A 15,971-nucleotide genomic window follows, 5' to 3' on the forward strand; every position below is an offset into this window, starting at 1 on the left:
GACAGAGGACATCCCATGCAACTGCAAAAGATTACGCCGTGCCTGTGGTTCGATACCCAGGCCGCAGAGGCCGCGCAGTTCTACTGCTCGATTTTCAGCAACGCCCGGATTGTCAGCGTCAGCCATTATGGCGAAGCCGGGCGCGAGATTCATGGCAAACCGGCCGGCAGCGTCCTGACCGTGGTCTTTGAACTGGCTGGCCAGAGATTCACCGCCTTGAACGGTGGCCCGGTCTTCAAGTTCAACGAAGCGATTTCCCTGCAGGTTAATTGCGATAGCCAGTCAGAGCTTGATTACTACTGGGCCAAGCTTTCGGCCGGTGGCGCCGAAGCGGCGCAGCAATGCGGCTGGCTCAGCGACAAATACGGGGTGTCGTGGCAAATCGTGCCGAGCGTACTGGCGACGATGATGGCCGATGCGGATCCGGGCAAGTCCGAACGGGTCATGGCCGCCCTGCTTCAGATGAAGAAGCTCGACATCGCCGCTCTGCAGCAGGCCTACGCCGGCTAGGCCGGGGCGGCGCCGGCGGCAGCCGCGTTACGCGGCAGCACCACGCGGAACAGGGAACCGCGACCGACTTCGCTGGTCACTTCGATGTGTCCGCGATGTTTGCTGACGATCCCGTAGGACAGCGACAGCCCGAGTCCGGTGCCTTTACCGACTTCCTTGGTGGTAAAGAACGGCTCGAAAATCCGCCCGAGGTGTTCGGGGGCGATGCCCTTGCCGGTGTCTTCCACCTCGACCCAGACGTTTTCCGCGTCGTTGCCGGTCCGGATGGTGATCTGGCCGCGCTCCTCGATGGCGTGGGCGGCATTGATCAGCAGATTCATGAAGACCTGGTTGAGTTGCGACGGGAGGCACTCGATCTGCGGCGTATCGCCGTATTCCTTGACGACCTTGGCCTTGTACTTGAGTTCGTTCCAGACGACGTTGAGGGTGCTGTCCAGCCCCGTCTCCAGCTTGACCCGCTCGAGTTCCGAGCGGTCGACGTGCGAGAACTCCTTGAGGTCCTGGACGATGCGCCGCACGCGCTGCAAACCGTCGAGCGATTCGGTCAACAGCACGCCGATGTCTTCGCGCATGTACGGGGCGTCGATCTCCTTCTTCAATTGCCTGATGTCCACCAGCAAATCGTCCACCAGCGATCCTTCCAACTGCTCGTAAGCGGTCAGCAGGCGCAGCATGTCATTGACGTAGCGCTGCAGGGTGCCGAGGTTGGAGTTCACAAAGCCCACCGGGTTATTGATTTCGTGCGCCACGCCGGCCGCCAGCTGGCCGATCGAGGCCATCTTTTCCGACTGCAGCAACTGATTCTGAGCTTCTTCCAGCTTCTTGATCAGTTCGGTCTGTCGCGTTTTTTCGGCCAGCAGGCTGGCATTGGCCGACTCCAGGTCGGCGGTTCGTTCGCGGACCCGTTCTTCCAGCTTGTCGCGGGAATCGCGCAGAGCTTCTTCGGCGCGCGTCCGTTCGGTGATGTCGTTGTAGCCGAACACCCGGCCGACAATGTGTTCACCGAGATATTGCGGGCGCGACTTGCATTCGAAAACGCGGCCGTCCTTTAGCCGGAAAAGCTCCTCGGTCTCGATGCTGTCGACAATTGCCTGCAGCCGCGTCCGGCAGGCATCGGCTTCAACCACCTGGTCGGTCAGCCGTTCGAGAATCGCCGCATCGTTGTGTTCGAGCAGCAGGTCTTCCGGGATGTTCCACATCGTGCTGAACAGGCGGTTCATGCTGGCGATCCTGCCGTGCCAGTCGATCACCAGAATGCCGTTGCCGGTCGATTCGAGGGTCGCCCGCAACTGCGACAGGGTCTGTTCGAGCGCATCCTCGACCTGGCGCTCGTTCTGGATGTCCCTGGCCTGGACCAGCAGCAGCGGCTCGCCGGCATGGGCGACGACGCGCACCGACTTGATGACGGTGAGCAGCGAGGCGTCGGCGCACTGGTAGAGACCTTCCTGGCCGTCGATGTCGAGGTACTGGCCATTGCGCACGTCTTCCCAGTAGAAGACATCCGGCAAGGAGCTTTCGATGTCGGTGATGGTCATCGTCAGCAGCGCTTCGTCCGGGTAGCCGAGGGTTTGGGCGGCGCCGTGATTGGCCATGACGATGCGCAGATCCTTCGGCTCGACCAGCAGCATCATGCTCGGGCTGTGGTCGAGCATCAGCCGTTCCAGGCTGCTCATGCCGTGTCCTTTGCCTGGCCGGGCTGACCGGCATCGAAGTAATAGCTGACCCGCTTGCGCGGGCTGAGGTAGTTGTAGATTTCACCGGGCACTTGCGCCGGCCGGATCGCCTTGGCGATATTGAGGTCGGTTTCGCGCTCCAGATCGACCAGGATCGCTTCGTCCTTGGGAATCTCGGCGTCGTAGATGACGACCATCGGCTTCATCGGCTTGGCGGTGTTTACCGTGGCGATCATGCCGATCACGCCGTTGGAAAGCTGGATGATGGTCCCCGGCGGATAGACGCCCAGGCAGCGGATGAAAACCTGCAGCAGTTTCGGATCGAACTTGTTGCGCAGCTTGGCGAACATCAGCGAGAGCGCTTCGTGCGGCGTCAGCGCATCGGCGATATTGGGCGGATTGCACAACTCGTCGTAATGGTTGGTCAGCGCGACAATCCGCGAGAGCAGGCCGCTCGACTCGCCCTTGAGCCTTTGCGGGTAACCGCTGCCGTCGAACAGCTCGTGATGTTCGCGAATGATCGCCTGGACGGCCGGCGTAAATTGCAGGCGCTGGCCGATTTCAACGCCGTATTGGCAGTGCATTTCGTAGAGATGGCGCTCGGCCTGGGTCAAAGGCTCGGCTTTCATCAGGATGCGGTTCGGGATTTCCTTGCGCCCGATGTCGTGAAACAGCGCGCCCATGCCCAGCGTCCCGACCACCTCCTGCGGCAGCTGGATGTCGCGGGCCATCATCATCGCCAGCGTGGTGACGTTCAGGGAATGAAAATACAGTTCCTCGCCGCCCATCTTGTCGCCCATCACATGGATCGCCAGTTCCGGTGCGCAGAGGATCGACTCGGCAATCTGGCTGACCAGCTGGGTGGCTTGGCGCACGGTTTCCGCCGGCTGGGTAAACAGGTTCTTCTCGACGTCGCGAACCGTCTTGGCGGTATTGATGAAGGCATTCTCAATGCGCGCCGCCGCCTCACGTTGCACGCGGATCCGCTCCATCATCGCGCGCTTCGCCGCCAGGGCCTGGGCGACAAATTCCGACGGGTTTTCGCGGGGCGGCGGAGGTTTCGGCTGGGCGTCCGGGTCGGTTGACACCGGGTCGCTGAGGGCCGGGTTGTAGCGCACGCTTTTCAGCCCGAGGCCGCGGATGGTCGCGATCTGATCCGCCGACTTGATCTTGAAGTGACTGAAGGCAAAGGGGTGCTGGAACCAGCTCAGGTCGAGGTAGACATACAGTCCGATCCGGAGCTGATCCATGGTGATCCTTGGACTGTCTGCCATCGCTATCGGGGACCCCATTACTTGCTGCCTGGTTTGGACTGCCGGAAAAACGCACGGGCCGGATTCAGTTATATCCGATAAATCCAGTCAAATCCAGCCGGCCGGACCGGTCATTCGGCCAAGCCGTTTGCCGGGCATCGGGCCGCCGCACGGCGATCGGCAGCAGGCGGCTGTACGCGTTGCGGCCGGCCGGTTATGCTCGCCGGTCATTTGAACCGAAAAGGCAAGCAAGCATGATTCGTTGGCTGATTTATCTGGTGGCGTTGTTCGTCATGTCGCTGCTGGCGCTGGTTCTGACCCCTGTCCTGCCGGCCTTTGCCCGGTCGCGCATGGGGCCGGTCGATAATGGCAACGGGCAGGCCAGGGAGCCGCGTTTGCTAGTGTGGCTGGCCTGGTTCGATACGCCGGACAACAGCCTGCTCGGCGATCCGGGTTGGCGGGCGACGCACAATAGCGGCTATTGGTCGCGGGTCGCCTGGCTCTATCGCAACAGTCTGTACGGTTTCAAGTGGGGGCCGATTGCCGCGCCGATGGGCGGCGAGCGGCACATTCACGGCGATCCGTCGATCAACCGCAACAACGGTCATTACGGCGTTCTGCGCATTGCGATGGGGCCGTACTGGCAATGGAAATGCGTCAAGCCGATCGGGCGCAGCGGCTATTGCTGGATGATCAATCTCGGCTGGATGCTCGACGACGCCGGGCAGCAGCGTGCCCTGTTCATGTTTTCGCCGCGCCTGGTCAAGTTGCGTTAATCCGCGCTGCTGGCGCTGCAGTCGCAGCCCCGGCCGGCGGCGATCCAGCGCGCCAACAGCCGGCGCGCAAGCGGTGCGGCGCTGGTCGGCAGCCAGCCGAGGTAATGGCCGGGCCGGGCGAGCAGGCCGCAGCGATAACGGCTTTCGTCGGCCGACCATTCCAGGGCCGGGCACGGGCCTTGTTTTTGCAGGAAGCGCAGGCGCGCCGCCGGGCAGGTTTCGAGCGCGCAGCAGACGCCACAGCCATTGCACGGCTGGCCTTCGGCCGGCTGGTCGGGGGCGGCGTGGTGGAGGTGGATGGTGGTGGTTTGCACGTTTGGTAATGAACCACGTCCGGATAAATTGATCAAACGCAAACCGCAACCGCAAGGAGAGCCTGATGAAGAAAGTGATTTGTGCATTGGTCGCCACGCTATTCGCGCTGGGCAGCCTGAACGCCGTGGCTTGTTCCGCCGAGAAGGCGAAGGATGGCAAACAGATGAGCACACCGGCCAAACCGAAAATCTGAGCCTGCTCAGGCGATAATTGGAAGGCGCCCACGGGCGCCTTCTTCGTGCAGACCAGGGCAGGTCTGCTTTCTTTCCGGACCGGGGGGCCCATGCTTGATGCCGATAACGCGGCTTTCATTCAGACCAGCGTCAGTATCAGCCTGGCGACCTGCGGCGTCGACCATCTGCCGAACCTGATGCGCGCCGTCGGCTGCAAGCTGCTCGACGGCGGCCGGCGGGTCGGCATTTTCCTCAATGCGACGCTGGCCCCGGCCTTGCTCGCCGACATCCGCGCCAACCGGCGGGTCGCCTGCGTTTTCTGCCTGCCGAGCAGCAACCGGACCTTGCAGTTGAAAGGCGAGGATGCCGAGGTGCTGCCGTTCGATCCGGCCGATCTGCCGCTGATCGCCGAGCATCTGGCGGACTTCGTCGTCGAGGTGGCGCCGGAAGGGGTGCCCGAGTCGGTGGTCCGGACGCTGTTCGCCTATCGGCCCGACGCCCTGGTGATGGTCGCCTTCTCGCCCTGCGCGGCTTTTTCCCAGACGCCCGGACCGCGGGCCGGGCAGTCGATCGGCGGCACGCCATGAGCCTCCGCATCGAAACCATCCGCGAATGTCTGGACGGCGTGATCCCCGGGCTGATCGCCACCTGCGATGGCGAGGGCGTGCCCAATCTCGCCTATCTGTCGCAGGTCCAGTTCGTCGATAACCAGCACGTCGCGCTCTCCTACCAGTTCTTCAACCGCACCCGGCAGAACATCCTGGTCAATGCCCGGGTCAGGCTGCTGACGACCAATCCGCTGACCGCCGCGCAATACGTGCTGACGCTGGAATACCTGCACACCGAGACCAGCGGCCCGCTGTTCGAGCAAATGAAGGCCAAGCTGGCCGGCATCGCCTCGCATACCGGGATGGCCGGGGTCTTTCACCTGCGCGGCGCGGATATCTACCGCATTCTCGGCATCGAGCAGTTGCCCGGTCCGACGCTGACCCCGCCGCCGCCTTCGCTCAATTACCTGACCGCCTTGCGGCGGAGCACCAACCGGCTGGCGACCTGCGCTTCGCTGACCGGCCTGCTCGATACGGCGCTCGATTGTCTCGAAAGCGAGTTCGCCCTCCATCACGTCATGCTGCTGATGCATGACGAGGGGCGCGGCCGCTTGTATACGCTGGCCAGCCGCGGCTACCCGGAATCCGGGGTGGGCTCGGAAATTCCCTTCGGGGCCGGGGTGATCGGCATTTGCGCCCGCGAGAAGACGCCGATCCGCATCGGTTTCATGACCAAGGAGTATGCCTACGGCCGGGCCATCCGCGACAGCGCCGCGGCCGACGGCATGGCCGATGCGCTGGAAACCGCCATTCCGCTGCCCGGCCTGCCCGAGGCGCGCAGCCAGCTGGCCGTGCCGATCGTCGCCCATGACCGCCTGCTCGGGGTGCTCTACCTGGAAAGCGTCGCCGACCTGCATTTCGGTTACGACGACGAGGACGCCCTGGTCGCCTTCGCGGCCCACCTCGGCATGGCGATTCACTATCACCAGCAGGTCGAGGAACTGGCCGATGAGCTGCCGGCCAATGACCACGGCAAAGTCGAATCCTCCGGCCAGCCCTTGCTGGTCCGCTATTTTGCCGGCAGCGACAGCATTTTTCTCGATGACGATTACCTGATCAAGGGCGTCGCCGGGGCCATCCTCTGGGCGTTGCTCAGCGATTTCGTCGCCCGCCGCCGCACCTCGTTCACCAACAAGGGCCTGCGCCTCGATTCGCGCATCCGCCTGCCGGGCGTCAGCGACAATCTCGAAGCGCGGCTGGTCCTGCTCCAGCGCCGGCTCGCCGAGCGCGGCGCCGGTATCCATTTGCACAAGACCGGGCGGGGCCGTTTCGCGCTGGCCGTAGACCAGCCGCTGCAACTGCTCGACGGCTGAAATTCTGGCGGCGGGCCGCTTTCCTTAAATCTTTGCTCAGCGCTTCTTAAAAGATTCTTAAGCGGCGCTGCGCCGTCTTGTCAGCGTTTCGGGGCGGCCTAGACTTGCTTTCATCATTTCTTGATGGAGACAACGATGACCCGCCCAGCCAGCGAAAACGAATTGCCGCAGCTTTACGAGCAGATGCTGCTGATTCGCGCCTATGAAGAAAAAATCGTCGAGGCCAGCGCCGCCGGCAAGGTGCCTGGCACCTGCACCTCGGTCGGCCAGGAGGCAGCGGCGGTCGGCGTCGTCAATGCGCTCGGCGGCGACGACCTGATCCTGACCAATCATCGCAGCGCCGCCCACCTGATCGCCCGGGGCGCCGATCCCGGCCGTCTGCTGGCCGAGGTGATGGGCCGCAGCGCCGGCTACTGCCAGGGCAAGAGCGGCTCGCTGCACATTTCGGTCAAGGAGCTCGGCGTCGTCCTGACCTCGACCATCGTCGGCGCTGAATTGTCGTTGGCCACCGGCGTCGCGCTGGCCCAGGGCATGCTCGGCAAGCCCGGCATCGTCGTCTGCTTTTTCGGCGATGGGGCGGCCTGCGAAGGCGCTTTCCACGAGTCGCTGAACCTCGCCTCGGTGTGGAATCTGCCCATCCTCTACGTCTGCGAAAACAACCAGTGGCAGGCCTTCGTGCATCGCCGCGAAACGATGCGCCGCGACCACGTCGCCGACTGGGCAGTGCCCTACGACATTCCGGCCCGGACCGTCGACGGCAACAATGTCGAAGCCGTGCTCGCCGCAGCCCGCGCGGCGGCCGCCGAGGTGCGGGCGAGCGGCCGGCCGTTCCTGCTGGAAACCTATACCTACCGCAGTCGCGGTCATTTCGAGCCGGACGATCAGGCCTATGTCGATCCGGCGGAGCGCGCCGCCTGGGCGGCCCGCGACCCGATCGCCGCTTGCCGGGACCGTCTGCTCGCCTCCGGGCGCCTGACGGCGAGCCAGGATGCCGCGCTGGCCGACAAGGTGCAGAGCCGCATCGCCGTCGCGCTGGCCTTTGCCGAAGCCTCGCCTTACCCGGCGCTGAGCGAAATGACCACCGATGTTTACGCCTGAGACGACCGCCATGCCTACCCTGACCCCAATCGAAGCGGTCGACGCCGCAATTGCCGAAGAAATGCGCCGCGACCCAACGGTCCTGATGTTCGGCGAGGGCACCGCGACGAAGCGCCATGCCCTGCTCGAAGAATTCGGCGCCCGGCGCATCCGCAACACCCCGCTGGCCGAGGGCATCATTGCCGGAACGGCGGTCGGGGCGGCCGGCTGCGGCCTGCGTCCGGTGATCGACCTGCTCTTCGCGCCTTTCCTCTGCTACGCCATGGACGAACTGGTCAACAGCGCCGGCAAGTTGCGTTACCTGTCCGGCGGCCAGTTCTCCTTTCCCCTGGTCACGCTGGCGATGACCGGCGGCGGCTGGGGCGTCGGCGCCCAGCACAATCACAACAACGAAGCGTGGTTCGTGCACAGCCCCGGCCTCAAGGTGGTCATGCCATCCACTCCGGCCGACTTCAAGGGCCTGCTCAAGACGGCGATCCGCGACGACAACCCGGTGCTGTTCTTCATGGATATCGGCCTGCTCTATCAACCCGGCGAAGTGCCGGACGGCGAGCATCTGGTGCCGCTCGGCCAGGCCGCTGTACGGCGCCGCGGCGGCGACGTCACGCTGATCTCCTACGGCAAGACCGTCCATGCCTGTGCCCAGGCCGCCGAAACGCTCGCCGGCGAGGGCGTCGCGGCCGAAGTGATCGACCTGCGCACGCTGAAGCCGCTCGACACCGCGACCATTGTCGACTCGGTACGCAAGACCGGACGGCTGGTCGTCGCCCATGAAGCCAACCGGCTGTGCGGCGTCGGAGCGGAAATCGCCGCGCTGGTCGCCGAGCAGGCCTTCGCTGCGCTGCGGGCGCCGATTGCCCGGCTCGGCGGGCCGGATGCGCCGGCCGCTTCGAGCTATCCGCTGGAACAGGCCTGTGCCCCGTCGGCCGAGGCCATCGCTGCGGCGGCGCGCCGCCTGATGCGGGCCTGATCGGCCGGCTCACCCGTTTTCAATCCAAAAAAGGAAAAATCATGAAGCACCCCAACTCCCGACAGTCCCTTGTTCGCTCCCTCTCCATCGTCGCCGCACTCGGCAGCTTGTTGCCGCTCAGCGCGGCGGCCGGGCCGGATGCGGCCAGCCTCAAACGCGGCGCCTACCTGGTCAACTATGGCGGCTGTGTCGATTGCCATACGCCATTCAAAATGGGGCCGAACGGCCCGGAGAAGGACATGGCGCGCGGCCTTTCCGGTCACCCGGAAAACCTGCTGCTCAGCCCGCCACCCAAGCTGGAAGGCGAGGACTGGAACTGGACCGGCGCCAGCTCGATGACCGCCTTCAAAGGCCCGTGGGGGCTTTCCTACGCTTCCAATCTGACGCCGGACCGGGAAACCGGGATCGGCAACTGGACGGCCAAGGATTTCGTCCGGGCGATGAAGAGCGGCCAGCACGTCGGTCCGGCCCGACCGATCATGCCGCCGATGCCTTGGCAGTCGCTGGCCACTCTGACCGAGCGCGACTTGCAGGCGATCTACGTCTACCTGATGGCGCAGCCGGCGGTGAAGAACCGGGTGGTGGAATACCAGCCACCGGTCGCCGGGCGCTAGCCGGCGTCAGTTGCCGGGCAGGAATAGCGCCGGATCGACCGGCGTGTTGTTCAGGATGACCGCCCAGTGCAGGTGGGGGCCGGTGACCCGGCCGGTCGCACCAACCGCGCCGAGCCGTTCGCCTTTTTTCACTGCCTGGCCGGCCCGCACGTCGATCCGTGACAGGTGCATGTAGGCGCTGATCAGGCCCTGGCCGTGATCGATGAACACGGTGTTGCCGTTGAAGAAGTAATTGTCGGTATTGGCGACCACGCCATCGGCCGGCGCCTGGACCGGGGCGCCGGTGCCGACGGCGACATCGAGTCCGGCATGCGGGTTGCGTGGCAGGCCGTTGAAGATGCGGCGCAGGCCGAAGCGTGACGACAGCGGGCCGCTGGCCGGCAGCGCGAAATCGGTGGCCGGCGCGGTCGCCGAAAAACGCTTCTTGATGGCCGCGGTGACAGCCTGCTCGCGTTCGATGCGGGCGAGGTCTTCGGCATTCGGTTCGACCTTGCGCTTGTCCTTGATGGTCAGGCGCTGTTCCGGGTAATTCTTCAGGCCGACGATGACGGCCCTGGTTGTTGTGCCGGCGCCGCTCGCCACGGCAACGTCCAGTTCGCCGGGCAGGGTGTCGAGCGGAATGCCGAACAGCGCGAACCAGCGGCCGTTGTCGCGGACCACGGCGAGCGGCTGGTCGCCCCAGCGGGCGGTCGGCACCGGCTGGCTGGCCGGGCCGAGGTCGATCACGGCAACGCCGCCCGGCACCGGCGAATTTTTCGGCAGGGCCAAAGCCGGCGTGGCGAGGGCGAGCGCCAGAAGGAAGGTCGATAGTTTGCGCATGGGGTTACCGGCTGGCCCACCACAAGCGTAAACGCAGGCCGATTTCACTGGTATAGCCGACGGAAACGAAACGCACGTCGCCGGCCGGGTTGATGACGATGAAGGCCGGCGTGCCGGGCAGACCGTATTGCTTGAGGATGGCGGCGTTCGGGTCTGGCAGCGTGGACCAGCGGTAGTCGCGCTGCTGCATCAGTTTGCCGATCTGTTCGGGGGCGCCGGACTGGACGGCGATGCTGGTCACCGGCCAGTCGGCGGCGACGGCGCTGACGTTGCCGGCCGTCGTCCGGCAGATCGGGCACCACTCGGCCCAGAAATAGAGCAGGCCGGCCTGACCCGGATGCTGGGCGCGCCAGGCGGCCAGATCGAAGGTCCGGCCGTCGAGTAGCTGGCCGGCGAAGTGCGGGGCCGGGCCGCGCGGCGTGTCGCGCGCCTGCCAGAGCTGGAAGGCGACGAACAGCCCGAGCAAAAGTGCGGCTTCCGCCGCCCAGCGGCGCCAGCGTGGTCTGGCAGGCGCTGCGGAGGGCGGCGTTTGTTGATCGCTCAAGGGCTTACAGCTGCGCTGCCTTGAAGGTGTTGCACTGGTTCATGTCGCCCGATTCAAAGCCTTTCTTGAACCACCGCACGCGTTGCGCCGAACTGCCGTGGGTGAAGCTTTCCGGCACGATGCGGCCTTGCGCCTGCTGTTGCAGACGGTCGTCGCCGATGGCCGAGGCGGCGGTCAGCGCGGCTTCGAGGTCGCCCGGTTCGAGGAAGTTTTTCATGGTGTCGGTGCGTTTGCCCCAGACGCCGGCCAGACAGTCGGCCTGCAGTTCCATGCGCACCGAGAGGGCGTTGGCTTCGGCCTTGCCGACCCGCTGCTGGGTGTTGTGCACCTTGTCGGCGATGCCGAGCAGGTTCTGCACGTGGTGGCCGACTTCGTGGGCGATGACATAGGCCTGGGCGAATTCGCCCGGCGCCTTGAAGCGCTCCTTCAGTTCGCGGAAGAAGACGAGGTCAATATAAACCTTCTGGTCGCCCGGACAGTAGAACGGCCCCATCGCCGACTGGCCGGTGCCGCAGGCGGTCGGCGTGACGCCCGAGAAGAGGACCAGCTTGGGCTCCTGGTACGCCTTGCCATTGGCCTGGAAAGCGGCGTGCCAGGTGTCTTCGGTCGAGGCCAGGACTTGCGAGACGAAGCGCGTCGTTTCATCCGTGGCCGGTCCGCGGTGGGCTTCCGGTGCGCTTTGCTCGATGGCCGGCAGACCGCCGCCGCTGAGCATGTTGAGCACGGTCAGCGGATTGATGCCGAGGAAGTAGCTGGCGACCAGCGCAATGGCAATGCTGCCGATACCCAGCCGGCCGCCGCCCAGCCTCAGGCCACCGCCGCCGCCCGAGCCGCGGCGGTCTTCGAGGTTGTCGCTTTCCCGTTGGTCATCGAAGCGCATGGTCGCTCCTAGCGGTAGAGATTGATCGTGTCGCGGGTGGTCAGGGCGACCTGGCGGGCGGCGCTGGCATAGTTTTCGTCGTGGCCGGCGAACAGGATGGCGCGCGACGAGTTGATCATCAGGCCGGTGCCGTTGGCCGTCCGGCCGGCCCGCACGGTGGCCTCGATGTCGCCGCCCTGGGCGCCGATGCCCGGGACGAGCAACGGAATGTCGCCGACGATTTCGCGGACGCGGGCGATTTCGGCCGGGAAGGTGGCGCCGACGACCAGCGCGCACTGGCCGTTGCGGTTCCATTCGGTGGTGACCAGACGGGCGACCCGCTCATAGAGCTTTTCGCCGCCGACATCGAGAAACTGCAGGTCGGAGCCGCCGCTGTTGGAGGTCCGGCAGAGCAGGATGACGCCTTTCTTCGGGTAGGCCAGATAGGGGGCGACCGAGTCGCGGCCCATGTACGGATTGACCGTCACGGCGTCGGCCTGGTAGCGCTCGAAGGCTTCGATGGCGTATTGCTCGGCGGTCGAGCCGATGTCGCCGCGCTTGGCGTCGAGAATGACCGGGATGCCCGGGTGCTTTTTGTGGATATGGGCGATCAGCGCTTCGAGCTGGCTTTCGGCGCGGCGGGCGGCGAAGTAGGCGATCTGCGGCTTGAAGGCGCAGACGAGGTCGGCGGTGGCATCGACGATGCTGGTGCAGAACTCGAAGATGGCGTCTTCCCGGCCTTTCAGGTGGGCGGGGAATTTGGTCGGGTCGGGATCGAGACCGACGCAGAGCAGCGAGTTGTTCTTCCGCCAGGTGGCGGCGAGCATTTGAGTGAAGGTCATGCGGCGTCCTTGGCTGTGGCAGACGGGAGAAAACGGGAAAACTTGTCGGGCAGCAGGCAGGTTTGCAGGCTGCGCTGGGTGAACAGGAATCGACCGTCGCAAACGAAGCCGAGTTCCTGCCAGTCCACTTCCTTGTTCAGCATCATCGTGCATTCGATCAGTTCGCGGCGCGGCAGGCGCTGGTTTTTGGTAAACAGCGCCAGCACCGAGCCGTCGAAACTGTGGCAGTCATGCAGAAAGAAAGGTTCCGCCTGGCGCGTCCGGCCATTGACGTAGATGCGCGGCAGCAGGTTGATCGGGAAGGCGCGGCCCCACTGCCACCAGTTGCTTTCGTCGAAGGTCCTGACGCGGCGGGCGAGCAGCGCTTCCTTGTGCTTGTCGAGGTGGGGATGCTTGATGCCGTAGAGCATGCGGCGCGTTTCGCCGGTGTCCACGGTCTTCGAGCAGACGAACTCCATGTTGCCCTTGGCGTGCGTGAAGATGTGGTCGGCCCCGGAGACGGCGCCGACCTTGACCGTGAAGACGTCGGAAAAGCGCACGCCGTAATCGTCGCGCAGGAACATCAGTTGCCCGTCGACTTCGGTAAAGGTCCGGCCGTCGACCATCTGCCGGTCGAAGCGGCCCTTCTCGAAACGGAAGATGCAGCAGTTCGGGGTTGCCCCATCGAATACCCGCACGTCGCCGGTCTCAAAGAAGTGCGTGATGCTGCCCTGCCGGTAGAGCCAGGCATTGAGCTTCTTGGCGGCGGTCAGCTTGATGAATTCGCGCGGCACGATGAAGACCAGTTCGCCACCCGGCTTGAGGTGGCGGATGCTCTTCTCGATGAAGAACAGGAACAGGTTGCTGCGCGCATCGAACAGCTCGGAGTTGAGCTGTTTCTTGGTCGCTGCCGCGACGTCCTGGTAGCGCACGTAGGGCGGGTTGCCGACGATGGTGTCGAACTGCTCGCTGAGCGGGTAGGCGAAGAAGTCGCCGAGGCTGGCGCCGGGCGGCGCGACGCGGGGGTCGATTTCGATGCCGACGCTGTCCGGGTGGCGCGCCCGCAGGTGCTGAAAGAACGCGCCGTCGCCGGCCGACGGCTCGAGCGCCCGACCGGAGTTCCGGCACAGGTCGAGCATGAAGGCGACGACCTTGGGCGGCGTGAACACCTGGCCGAGCTGGGCGACGTCACGGGCGGTCATCGCTTCAGAAACCGCTACCCGGCTGGGCGAGAAAATCTGTCTCTTCCGGCGTCGACGAGCGGCCAAGGGCGGCATTGCGGTGCGGGAAGCGGCCGAAGCGGGCGATGATCCGGTGGTGCCGTTGGGCGTAGTCGAGAAATCCCTCATTGCCGGGATGTTCGGCCGCCAGCGCCGCGAACAAGGCCAGCGAACGCTCCTGGTCGGGCAAGGACTCGCTGTGTTCGAACGGCAGATAGACAAACAGCCTTTCGACGGCGCTCAGCTTGCTGTCCCAGCCGTTGTCGAGCGCCGTGTTGGCAAGCTGCAGCGCCCGCGCGTCGCCGGCAAAAGCGCTTGCCGCGCCGCGAAAAATATTGCGCGGGAACTGATCGAGCAGAATGAGCAGGGCCAGCAGACCGTGCGGCTCGTCTGCCCAGTCGCCCAGCCGGCCAGCCAGCGCCGCTTCGACGCTGGCCAGGAAGCGGTGACGAATGGCGGCATCGAAAGCCTCATCCTTGCCAAACCATTCGCTGCGCGGCCGGCCATGCCCCGGTTCTCCCGGCCGACCGAACCAGAAGGCGAGGATGTCGGCGGGCGCGACGCCGTTCATCAGCCGGCCTTGCCCCAGGAGTCCTTAAGGGTGACGGCGCGGTTGAACACCGGCTGGCCATCCTTGGAGTCCACGCGGTCGGCGACGAAGTAGCCGTGACGCTCGAACTGGAAACGCTCCTCCGGCTTGGCATCGCGCAGGCAGGGTTCGAGCTGGGCGGTGATCGACTGGCGGGAGTCCGGGTTCAGGTCGTCGAGGAAGTTGCGTTCGAGTTCGGGCGCATCGCCTTCGCGCCGGGCGCCGGGGGCGGCGACGCTGAACAGCCGGTCGTAGAGACGGATTTCGGCGGCGTAGGACTGGGCGGCGGAGACCCAGTGCAGGTTGCCCTTGACCTTGACGCTGTCGGCGCCCGGCGTGCCTGACTTGGTTTCCGGCAGGTATTCGCAATGCACCGCGGTAATCTTGCCATTCGCGTCCTTGTCGCAGCCGATGCACTTGACGACATAGCCGTAGCGCAGGCGGGCCATGTTGCCCGGGAACAGGCGACGGTAGCCCTTGCTCGGGACTTCCATGAAGTCTTCGCCTTCGATCCACAGCTCGCGGCTGAAGGGCACGGCGCGCTGGCCGAGTTCCGGATGCAGCGGGTGGTTCGGCGCGAAGCATTCCTCGACCTGGTCGGCCGGGTAGTTGTCGATGATCAGTTTGACCGGGTCGAGCACGGCGATGCGGCGCTGGTCGGACTCGTTCATCACTTCGCGCATGGCGTCTTCGAACAGCGCGTAGTCGATCAGCGAGTCGTGCTTGGAGACGCCGATGCGCTCGGCGAACAGCCGGAAACCTTCGGCCGAATAGCCGCGCCGGCGGGCGCCGACCAGGGTCGGCAGGCGTGGGTCGTCCCAGCCGCTGACGTGCTTTTCGTCAACCAGCTGGATCAGCTTGCGCTTGGAGAGCACGACGTAGGTCAGGTTGAGCCGCGAGAATTCGATCTGCTGGGGCAGCGGGCGCTGCAGCAGGCCGCCTTCGGCCAGGCGCTCGAGCAGCCAGTCGTAGAACGGCCGCTGATCCTCGAACTCCAGCGTGCAGATCGAGTGGGTGATGCATTCCAGCGCATCCTCGATCGGGTGGGCGAAGGTGTACATCGGATAGACGCACCACTTGTCGCCGGTGTTGTGGTGGGTGGCGTGGCGGATGCGGTAGATCGCCGGGTCGCGCAGGTTGATGTTGGGCGCGCTCATGTCGATCTTGGCGCGCAGGATATGGGCGCCGTCGGGGAATTCGCCGGCCTGCATGCGCTTGAACAGGGCCATGTTTTCCTCGACGCTGCGCGTCCGGAACGGCGAATCCTTGCCGGCTCCGGTCAGCGTGCCGCGATTGGCGCGCATTTCGTCGGCCGACTGGCTATCCACATAGGCGTGGCCGGCCGAAATCAGGTATTCGGCAAAGGCGGCCATCCAGTCGAAGTAGTTGGAGGCGTAGTAGAGATTGGTTTCGCCGGCGCTCTCCCAGGAGCAGCCGAGCCATTTCACCGCATCGACGATGGAGTCGACGTATTCCTGGTCTTCCTTCTCCGGGTTGGTGTCGTCGAAACGCAGGTGGCAGCGGCCGCCATACTGCTGGGCGAGGCCGAAATTGAGGAGGATCGACTTGGCGTGGCCGAAATGCAGGTAGCCGTTCGGCTCGGGCGGGAAACGGGTGCGGATCTTGGCCGGGTCGAGCGGACCGCTGGCCTGGTCGGCGGCGGTGCCGGGCTGGCCGGCCCAATGGCGCTGGGCGTGCTTGCCGGCGGCAAGGTCGGCTTCGACGATGTTCTTGATGAAATTGGCGGCGGGAGCGACTTCGGGTTTGTTGGGGCTACTCACGGGGGAAACCTCTGATTTCAATCCCGCTATTTTAA

General features: G+C 65.0%; 18 protein-coding genes. 8 read left to right on the forward strand and 10 right to left on the reverse strand.

All coding sequences use genetic code 11. The features are described 5' to 3' along the window. The first annotated feature begins 15 nt into the window (after positions 1-15). Positions 16-510, forward strand: a complete 495-nt coding sequence (locus tag ACLIKD_RS01230; RefSeq protein ID WP_428826838.1) for a VOC family protein — start codon at positions 16-18, stop codon at positions 508-510. Here ACLIKD_RS01230 and ACLIKD_RS01235 read toward each other — a convergent pair. Both ACLIKD_RS01235 and ACLIKD_RS01240 read right to left on the reverse strand, forming a co-directional pair. Further along, positions 507-2,183: an ATP-binding protein gene (locus ACLIKD_RS01235; protein WP_428826839.1), complete on the reverse strand. Its 1,677-nt coding sequence runs from the start codon at positions 2,181-2,183 to the stop codon at positions 507-509. The genes ACLIKD_RS01230 and ACLIKD_RS01235 overlap by 4 nt on opposite strands. Further along, the gene (locus ACLIKD_RS01240) at positions 2,180-3,433 is read right to left on the reverse strand and encodes an HD-GYP domain-containing protein (protein ID WP_428826840.1); all 1,254 of its coding nucleotides are present in this window, start codon (positions 3,431-3,433) and stop codon (positions 2,180-2,182) included. The genes ACLIKD_RS01235 and ACLIKD_RS01240 overlap by 4 nt, the downstream gene beginning before the upstream one ends. 257 nt (positions 3,434-3,690) lie before the next feature. Here ACLIKD_RS01240 and ACLIKD_RS01245 point away from each other — a divergent pair, with 257 nt between their 5' ends. Further along, entirely contained in the window at positions 3,691-4,212 is a 522-nt protein-coding gene (locus tag ACLIKD_RS01245) for a DUF7338 family protein (protein WP_428826841.1), read from the forward strand. Here the strand turns inward: ACLIKD_RS01245 and ACLIKD_RS01250 are convergent. Continuing rightward, complete coding sequence (locus ACLIKD_RS01250; RefSeq protein WP_428826842.1) at positions 4,209-4,526, reverse strand: hypothetical protein; 318 nt, start codon at positions 4,524-4,526, stop codon at positions 4,209-4,211. The two genes, ACLIKD_RS01245 and ACLIKD_RS01250, sit on opposite strands and share 4 nt — an antisense overlap. Positions 4,527-4,591: 65 nt before the next feature. On the opposite strand from ACLIKD_RS01250, the gene ACLIKD_RS01255 reads away from it, so the two are divergent. The 6 genes from ACLIKD_RS01255 (at position 4,592) to ACLIKD_RS01280 (ending at position 9,303) form a co-directional block, all read left to right on the forward strand. Then, positions 4,592-4,720, forward strand: coding sequence for a hypothetical protein (locus ACLIKD_RS01255; RefSeq protein WP_264180028.1), 129 nt, complete (start codon positions 4,592-4,594; stop codon positions 4,718-4,720). A 90-nt stretch (positions 4,721-4,810) separates the two neighbouring features. Continuing rightward, positions 4,811-5,287, forward strand: coding sequence for a pyridoxamine 5'-phosphate oxidase family protein (locus ACLIKD_RS01260; protein WP_428826843.1), 477 nt, complete (start codon positions 4,811-4,813; stop codon positions 5,285-5,287). Then, the gene (locus tag ACLIKD_RS01265; RefSeq protein WP_428826844.1) at positions 5,284-6,621 is read left to right on the forward strand and encodes a GAF domain-containing protein; all 1,338 of its coding nucleotides are present in this window, start codon (positions 5,284-5,286) and stop codon (positions 6,619-6,621) included. Before ACLIKD_RS01260 ends, ACLIKD_RS01265 begins: the two co-directional genes overlap by 4 nt. Positions 6,622-6,756: 135 nt before the next feature. Beyond that, complete coding sequence (locus ACLIKD_RS01270) at positions 6,757-7,719, forward strand: thiamine pyrophosphate-dependent dehydrogenase E1 component subunit alpha (protein WP_428826845.1); 963 nt, start codon at positions 6,757-6,759, stop codon at positions 7,717-7,719. Between the two features lie 10 nt (positions 7,720-7,729). Continuing rightward, positions 7,730-8,689 (forward strand): alpha-ketoacid dehydrogenase subunit beta, encoded by a 960-nt coding sequence (locus ACLIKD_RS01275; protein ID WP_428826846.1) that lies wholly within the window; start codon positions 7,730-7,732, stop codon positions 8,687-8,689. A 41-nt stretch (positions 8,690-8,730) separates the two neighbouring features. After that, positions 8,731-9,303: a diheme cytochrome c-553 gene (locus ACLIKD_RS01280; protein WP_226418512.1), complete on the forward strand. Its 573-nt coding sequence runs from the start codon at positions 8,731-8,733 to the stop codon at positions 9,301-9,303. Between the two features lie 6 nt (positions 9,304-9,309). On the opposite strand, the gene ACLIKD_RS01285 is transcribed toward ACLIKD_RS01280, so the two are convergent. Genes ACLIKD_RS01285 through ACLIKD_RS01315 form a run of 7 tightly spaced genes read right to left on the reverse strand, consistent with a single transcriptional unit; the run spans position 9,310 to position 15,936 of the window. Then, a complete protein-coding gene (locus tag ACLIKD_RS01285; protein ID WP_428826847.1) occupies positions 9,310-10,122 on the reverse strand; it encodes a peptidoglycan DD-metalloendopeptidase family protein in 813 nt (270 codons plus the stop codon). A gap of 4 nt (positions 10,123-10,126) precedes the next feature. Further along, positions 10,127-10,666 carry a protein disulfide oxidoreductase gene (locus tag ACLIKD_RS01290; protein WP_428826848.1) on the reverse strand — a complete coding sequence of 180 codons (540 nt, stop codon included), beginning with the start codon at positions 10,664-10,666 and terminating at the stop codon, positions 10,127-10,129. Between the two features lie 4 nt (positions 10,667-10,670). Further along, on the reverse strand, positions 10,671-11,546 hold the full coding sequence (gene ypfJ, locus ACLIKD_RS01295) for a KPN_02809 family neutral zinc metallopeptidase (RefSeq protein WP_428826849.1): 876 nt from the start codon (positions 11,544-11,546) through the stop codon (positions 10,671-10,673). Positions 11,547-11,554: 8 nt separating this feature from the next. Next, complete coding sequence (gene pyrF / locus ACLIKD_RS01300) at positions 11,555-12,367, reverse strand: orotidine-5'-phosphate decarboxylase (RefSeq protein ID WP_428826850.1); 813 nt, start codon at positions 12,365-12,367, stop codon at positions 11,555-11,557. After that, on the reverse strand, positions 12,364-13,548 hold the full coding sequence (locus tag ACLIKD_RS01305; protein ID WP_226472384.1) for a class I SAM-dependent methyltransferase: 1,185 nt from the start codon (positions 13,546-13,548) through the stop codon (positions 12,364-12,366). The genes pyrF and ACLIKD_RS01305 overlap by 4 nt, the downstream gene beginning before the upstream one ends. A gap of 4 nt (positions 13,549-13,552) precedes the next feature. After that, positions 13,553-14,137, reverse strand: a complete 585-nt coding sequence (locus tag ACLIKD_RS01310; RefSeq protein ID WP_428826851.1) for a DUF924 family protein — start codon at positions 14,135-14,137, stop codon at positions 13,553-13,555. After that, positions 14,137-15,936 (reverse strand): glutamine--tRNA ligase/YqeY domain fusion protein, encoded by a 1,800-nt coding sequence (locus ACLIKD_RS01315; protein WP_428826852.1) that lies wholly within the window; start codon positions 15,934-15,936, stop codon positions 14,137-14,139. Before ACLIKD_RS01315 ends, ACLIKD_RS01310 begins: the two co-directional genes overlap by 1 nt. Between the last annotated feature and the right edge of the window lie 35 nt (positions 15,937-15,971).

Origin of the sequence: Azonexus sp. IMCC34842 (assembly GCF_050368855.1) — a bacterium.
Taxonomy (GTDB): Bacteria; Pseudomonadota; Gammaproteobacteria; order Burkholderiales; family Rhodocyclaceae; genus Azonexus; species Azonexus denitrificans_A.

Excerpts from the sequence above, each read along its gene's own strand:
- ypfJ (WP_428826849.1), bottom strand. The coding sequence starts at position 11,546 with ATGCGCTTCGATGACCAACGGGAAAGCGACAACCTCGAAGACCGCCGC.
- ACLIKD_RS01240 (WP_428826840.1), bottom strand. The coding sequence starts at position 3,433 with ATGGATCAGCTCCGGATCGGACTGTATGTCTACCTCGACCTGAGCTGG.
- ACLIKD_RS01285 (WP_428826847.1), bottom strand. The coding sequence starts at position 10,122 with ATGCGCAAACTATCGACCTTCCTTCTGGCGCTCGCCCTCGCCACGCCG.
- ACLIKD_RS01235 (WP_428826839.1), bottom strand. The coding sequence starts at position 2,183 with ATGAGCAGCCTGGAACGGCTGATGCTCGACCACAGCCCGAGCATGATG.
- ACLIKD_RS01270 (WP_428826845.1), top strand. The coding sequence starts at position 6,757 with ATGACCCGCCCAGCCAGCGAAAACGAATTGCCGCAGCTTTACGAGCAG.
- pyrF (WP_428826850.1), bottom strand. The coding sequence starts at position 12,367 with ATGACCTTCACTCAAATGCTCGCCGCCACCTGGCGGAAGAACAACTCG.
- ACLIKD_RS01310 (WP_428826851.1), bottom strand. The coding sequence starts at position 14,137 with ATGAACGGCGTCGCGCCCGCCGACATCCTCGCCTTCTGGTTCGGTCGG.
- ACLIKD_RS01230 (WP_428826838.1), top strand. The coding sequence starts at position 16 with ATGCAACTGCAAAAGATTACGCCGTGCCTGTGGTTCGATACCCAGGCC.
- ACLIKD_RS01245 (WP_428826841.1), top strand. The coding sequence starts at position 3,691 with ATGATTCGTTGGCTGATTTATCTGGTGGCGTTGTTCGTCATGTCGCTG.
- ACLIKD_RS01265 (WP_428826844.1), top strand. The coding sequence starts at position 5,284 with ATGAGCCTCCGCATCGAAACCATCCGCGAATGTCTGGACGGCGTGATC.
- ACLIKD_RS01260 (WP_428826843.1), top strand. The coding sequence starts at position 4,811 with ATGCTTGATGCCGATAACGCGGCTTTCATTCAGACCAGCGTCAGTATC.
- ACLIKD_RS01275 (WP_428826846.1), top strand. The coding sequence starts at position 7,730 with ATGCCTACCCTGACCCCAATCGAAGCGGTCGACGCCGCAATTGCCGAA.
- ACLIKD_RS01255 (WP_264180028.1), top strand. The coding sequence starts at position 4,592 with ATGAAGAAAGTGATTTGTGCATTGGTCGCCACGCTATTCGCGCTGGGC.
- ACLIKD_RS01280 (WP_226418512.1), top strand. The coding sequence starts at position 8,731 with ATGAAGCACCCCAACTCCCGACAGTCCCTTGTTCGCTCCCTCTCCATC.
- ACLIKD_RS01305 (WP_226472384.1), bottom strand. The coding sequence starts at position 13,548 with ATGACCGCCCGTGACGTCGCCCAGCTCGGCCAGGTGTTCACGCCGCCC.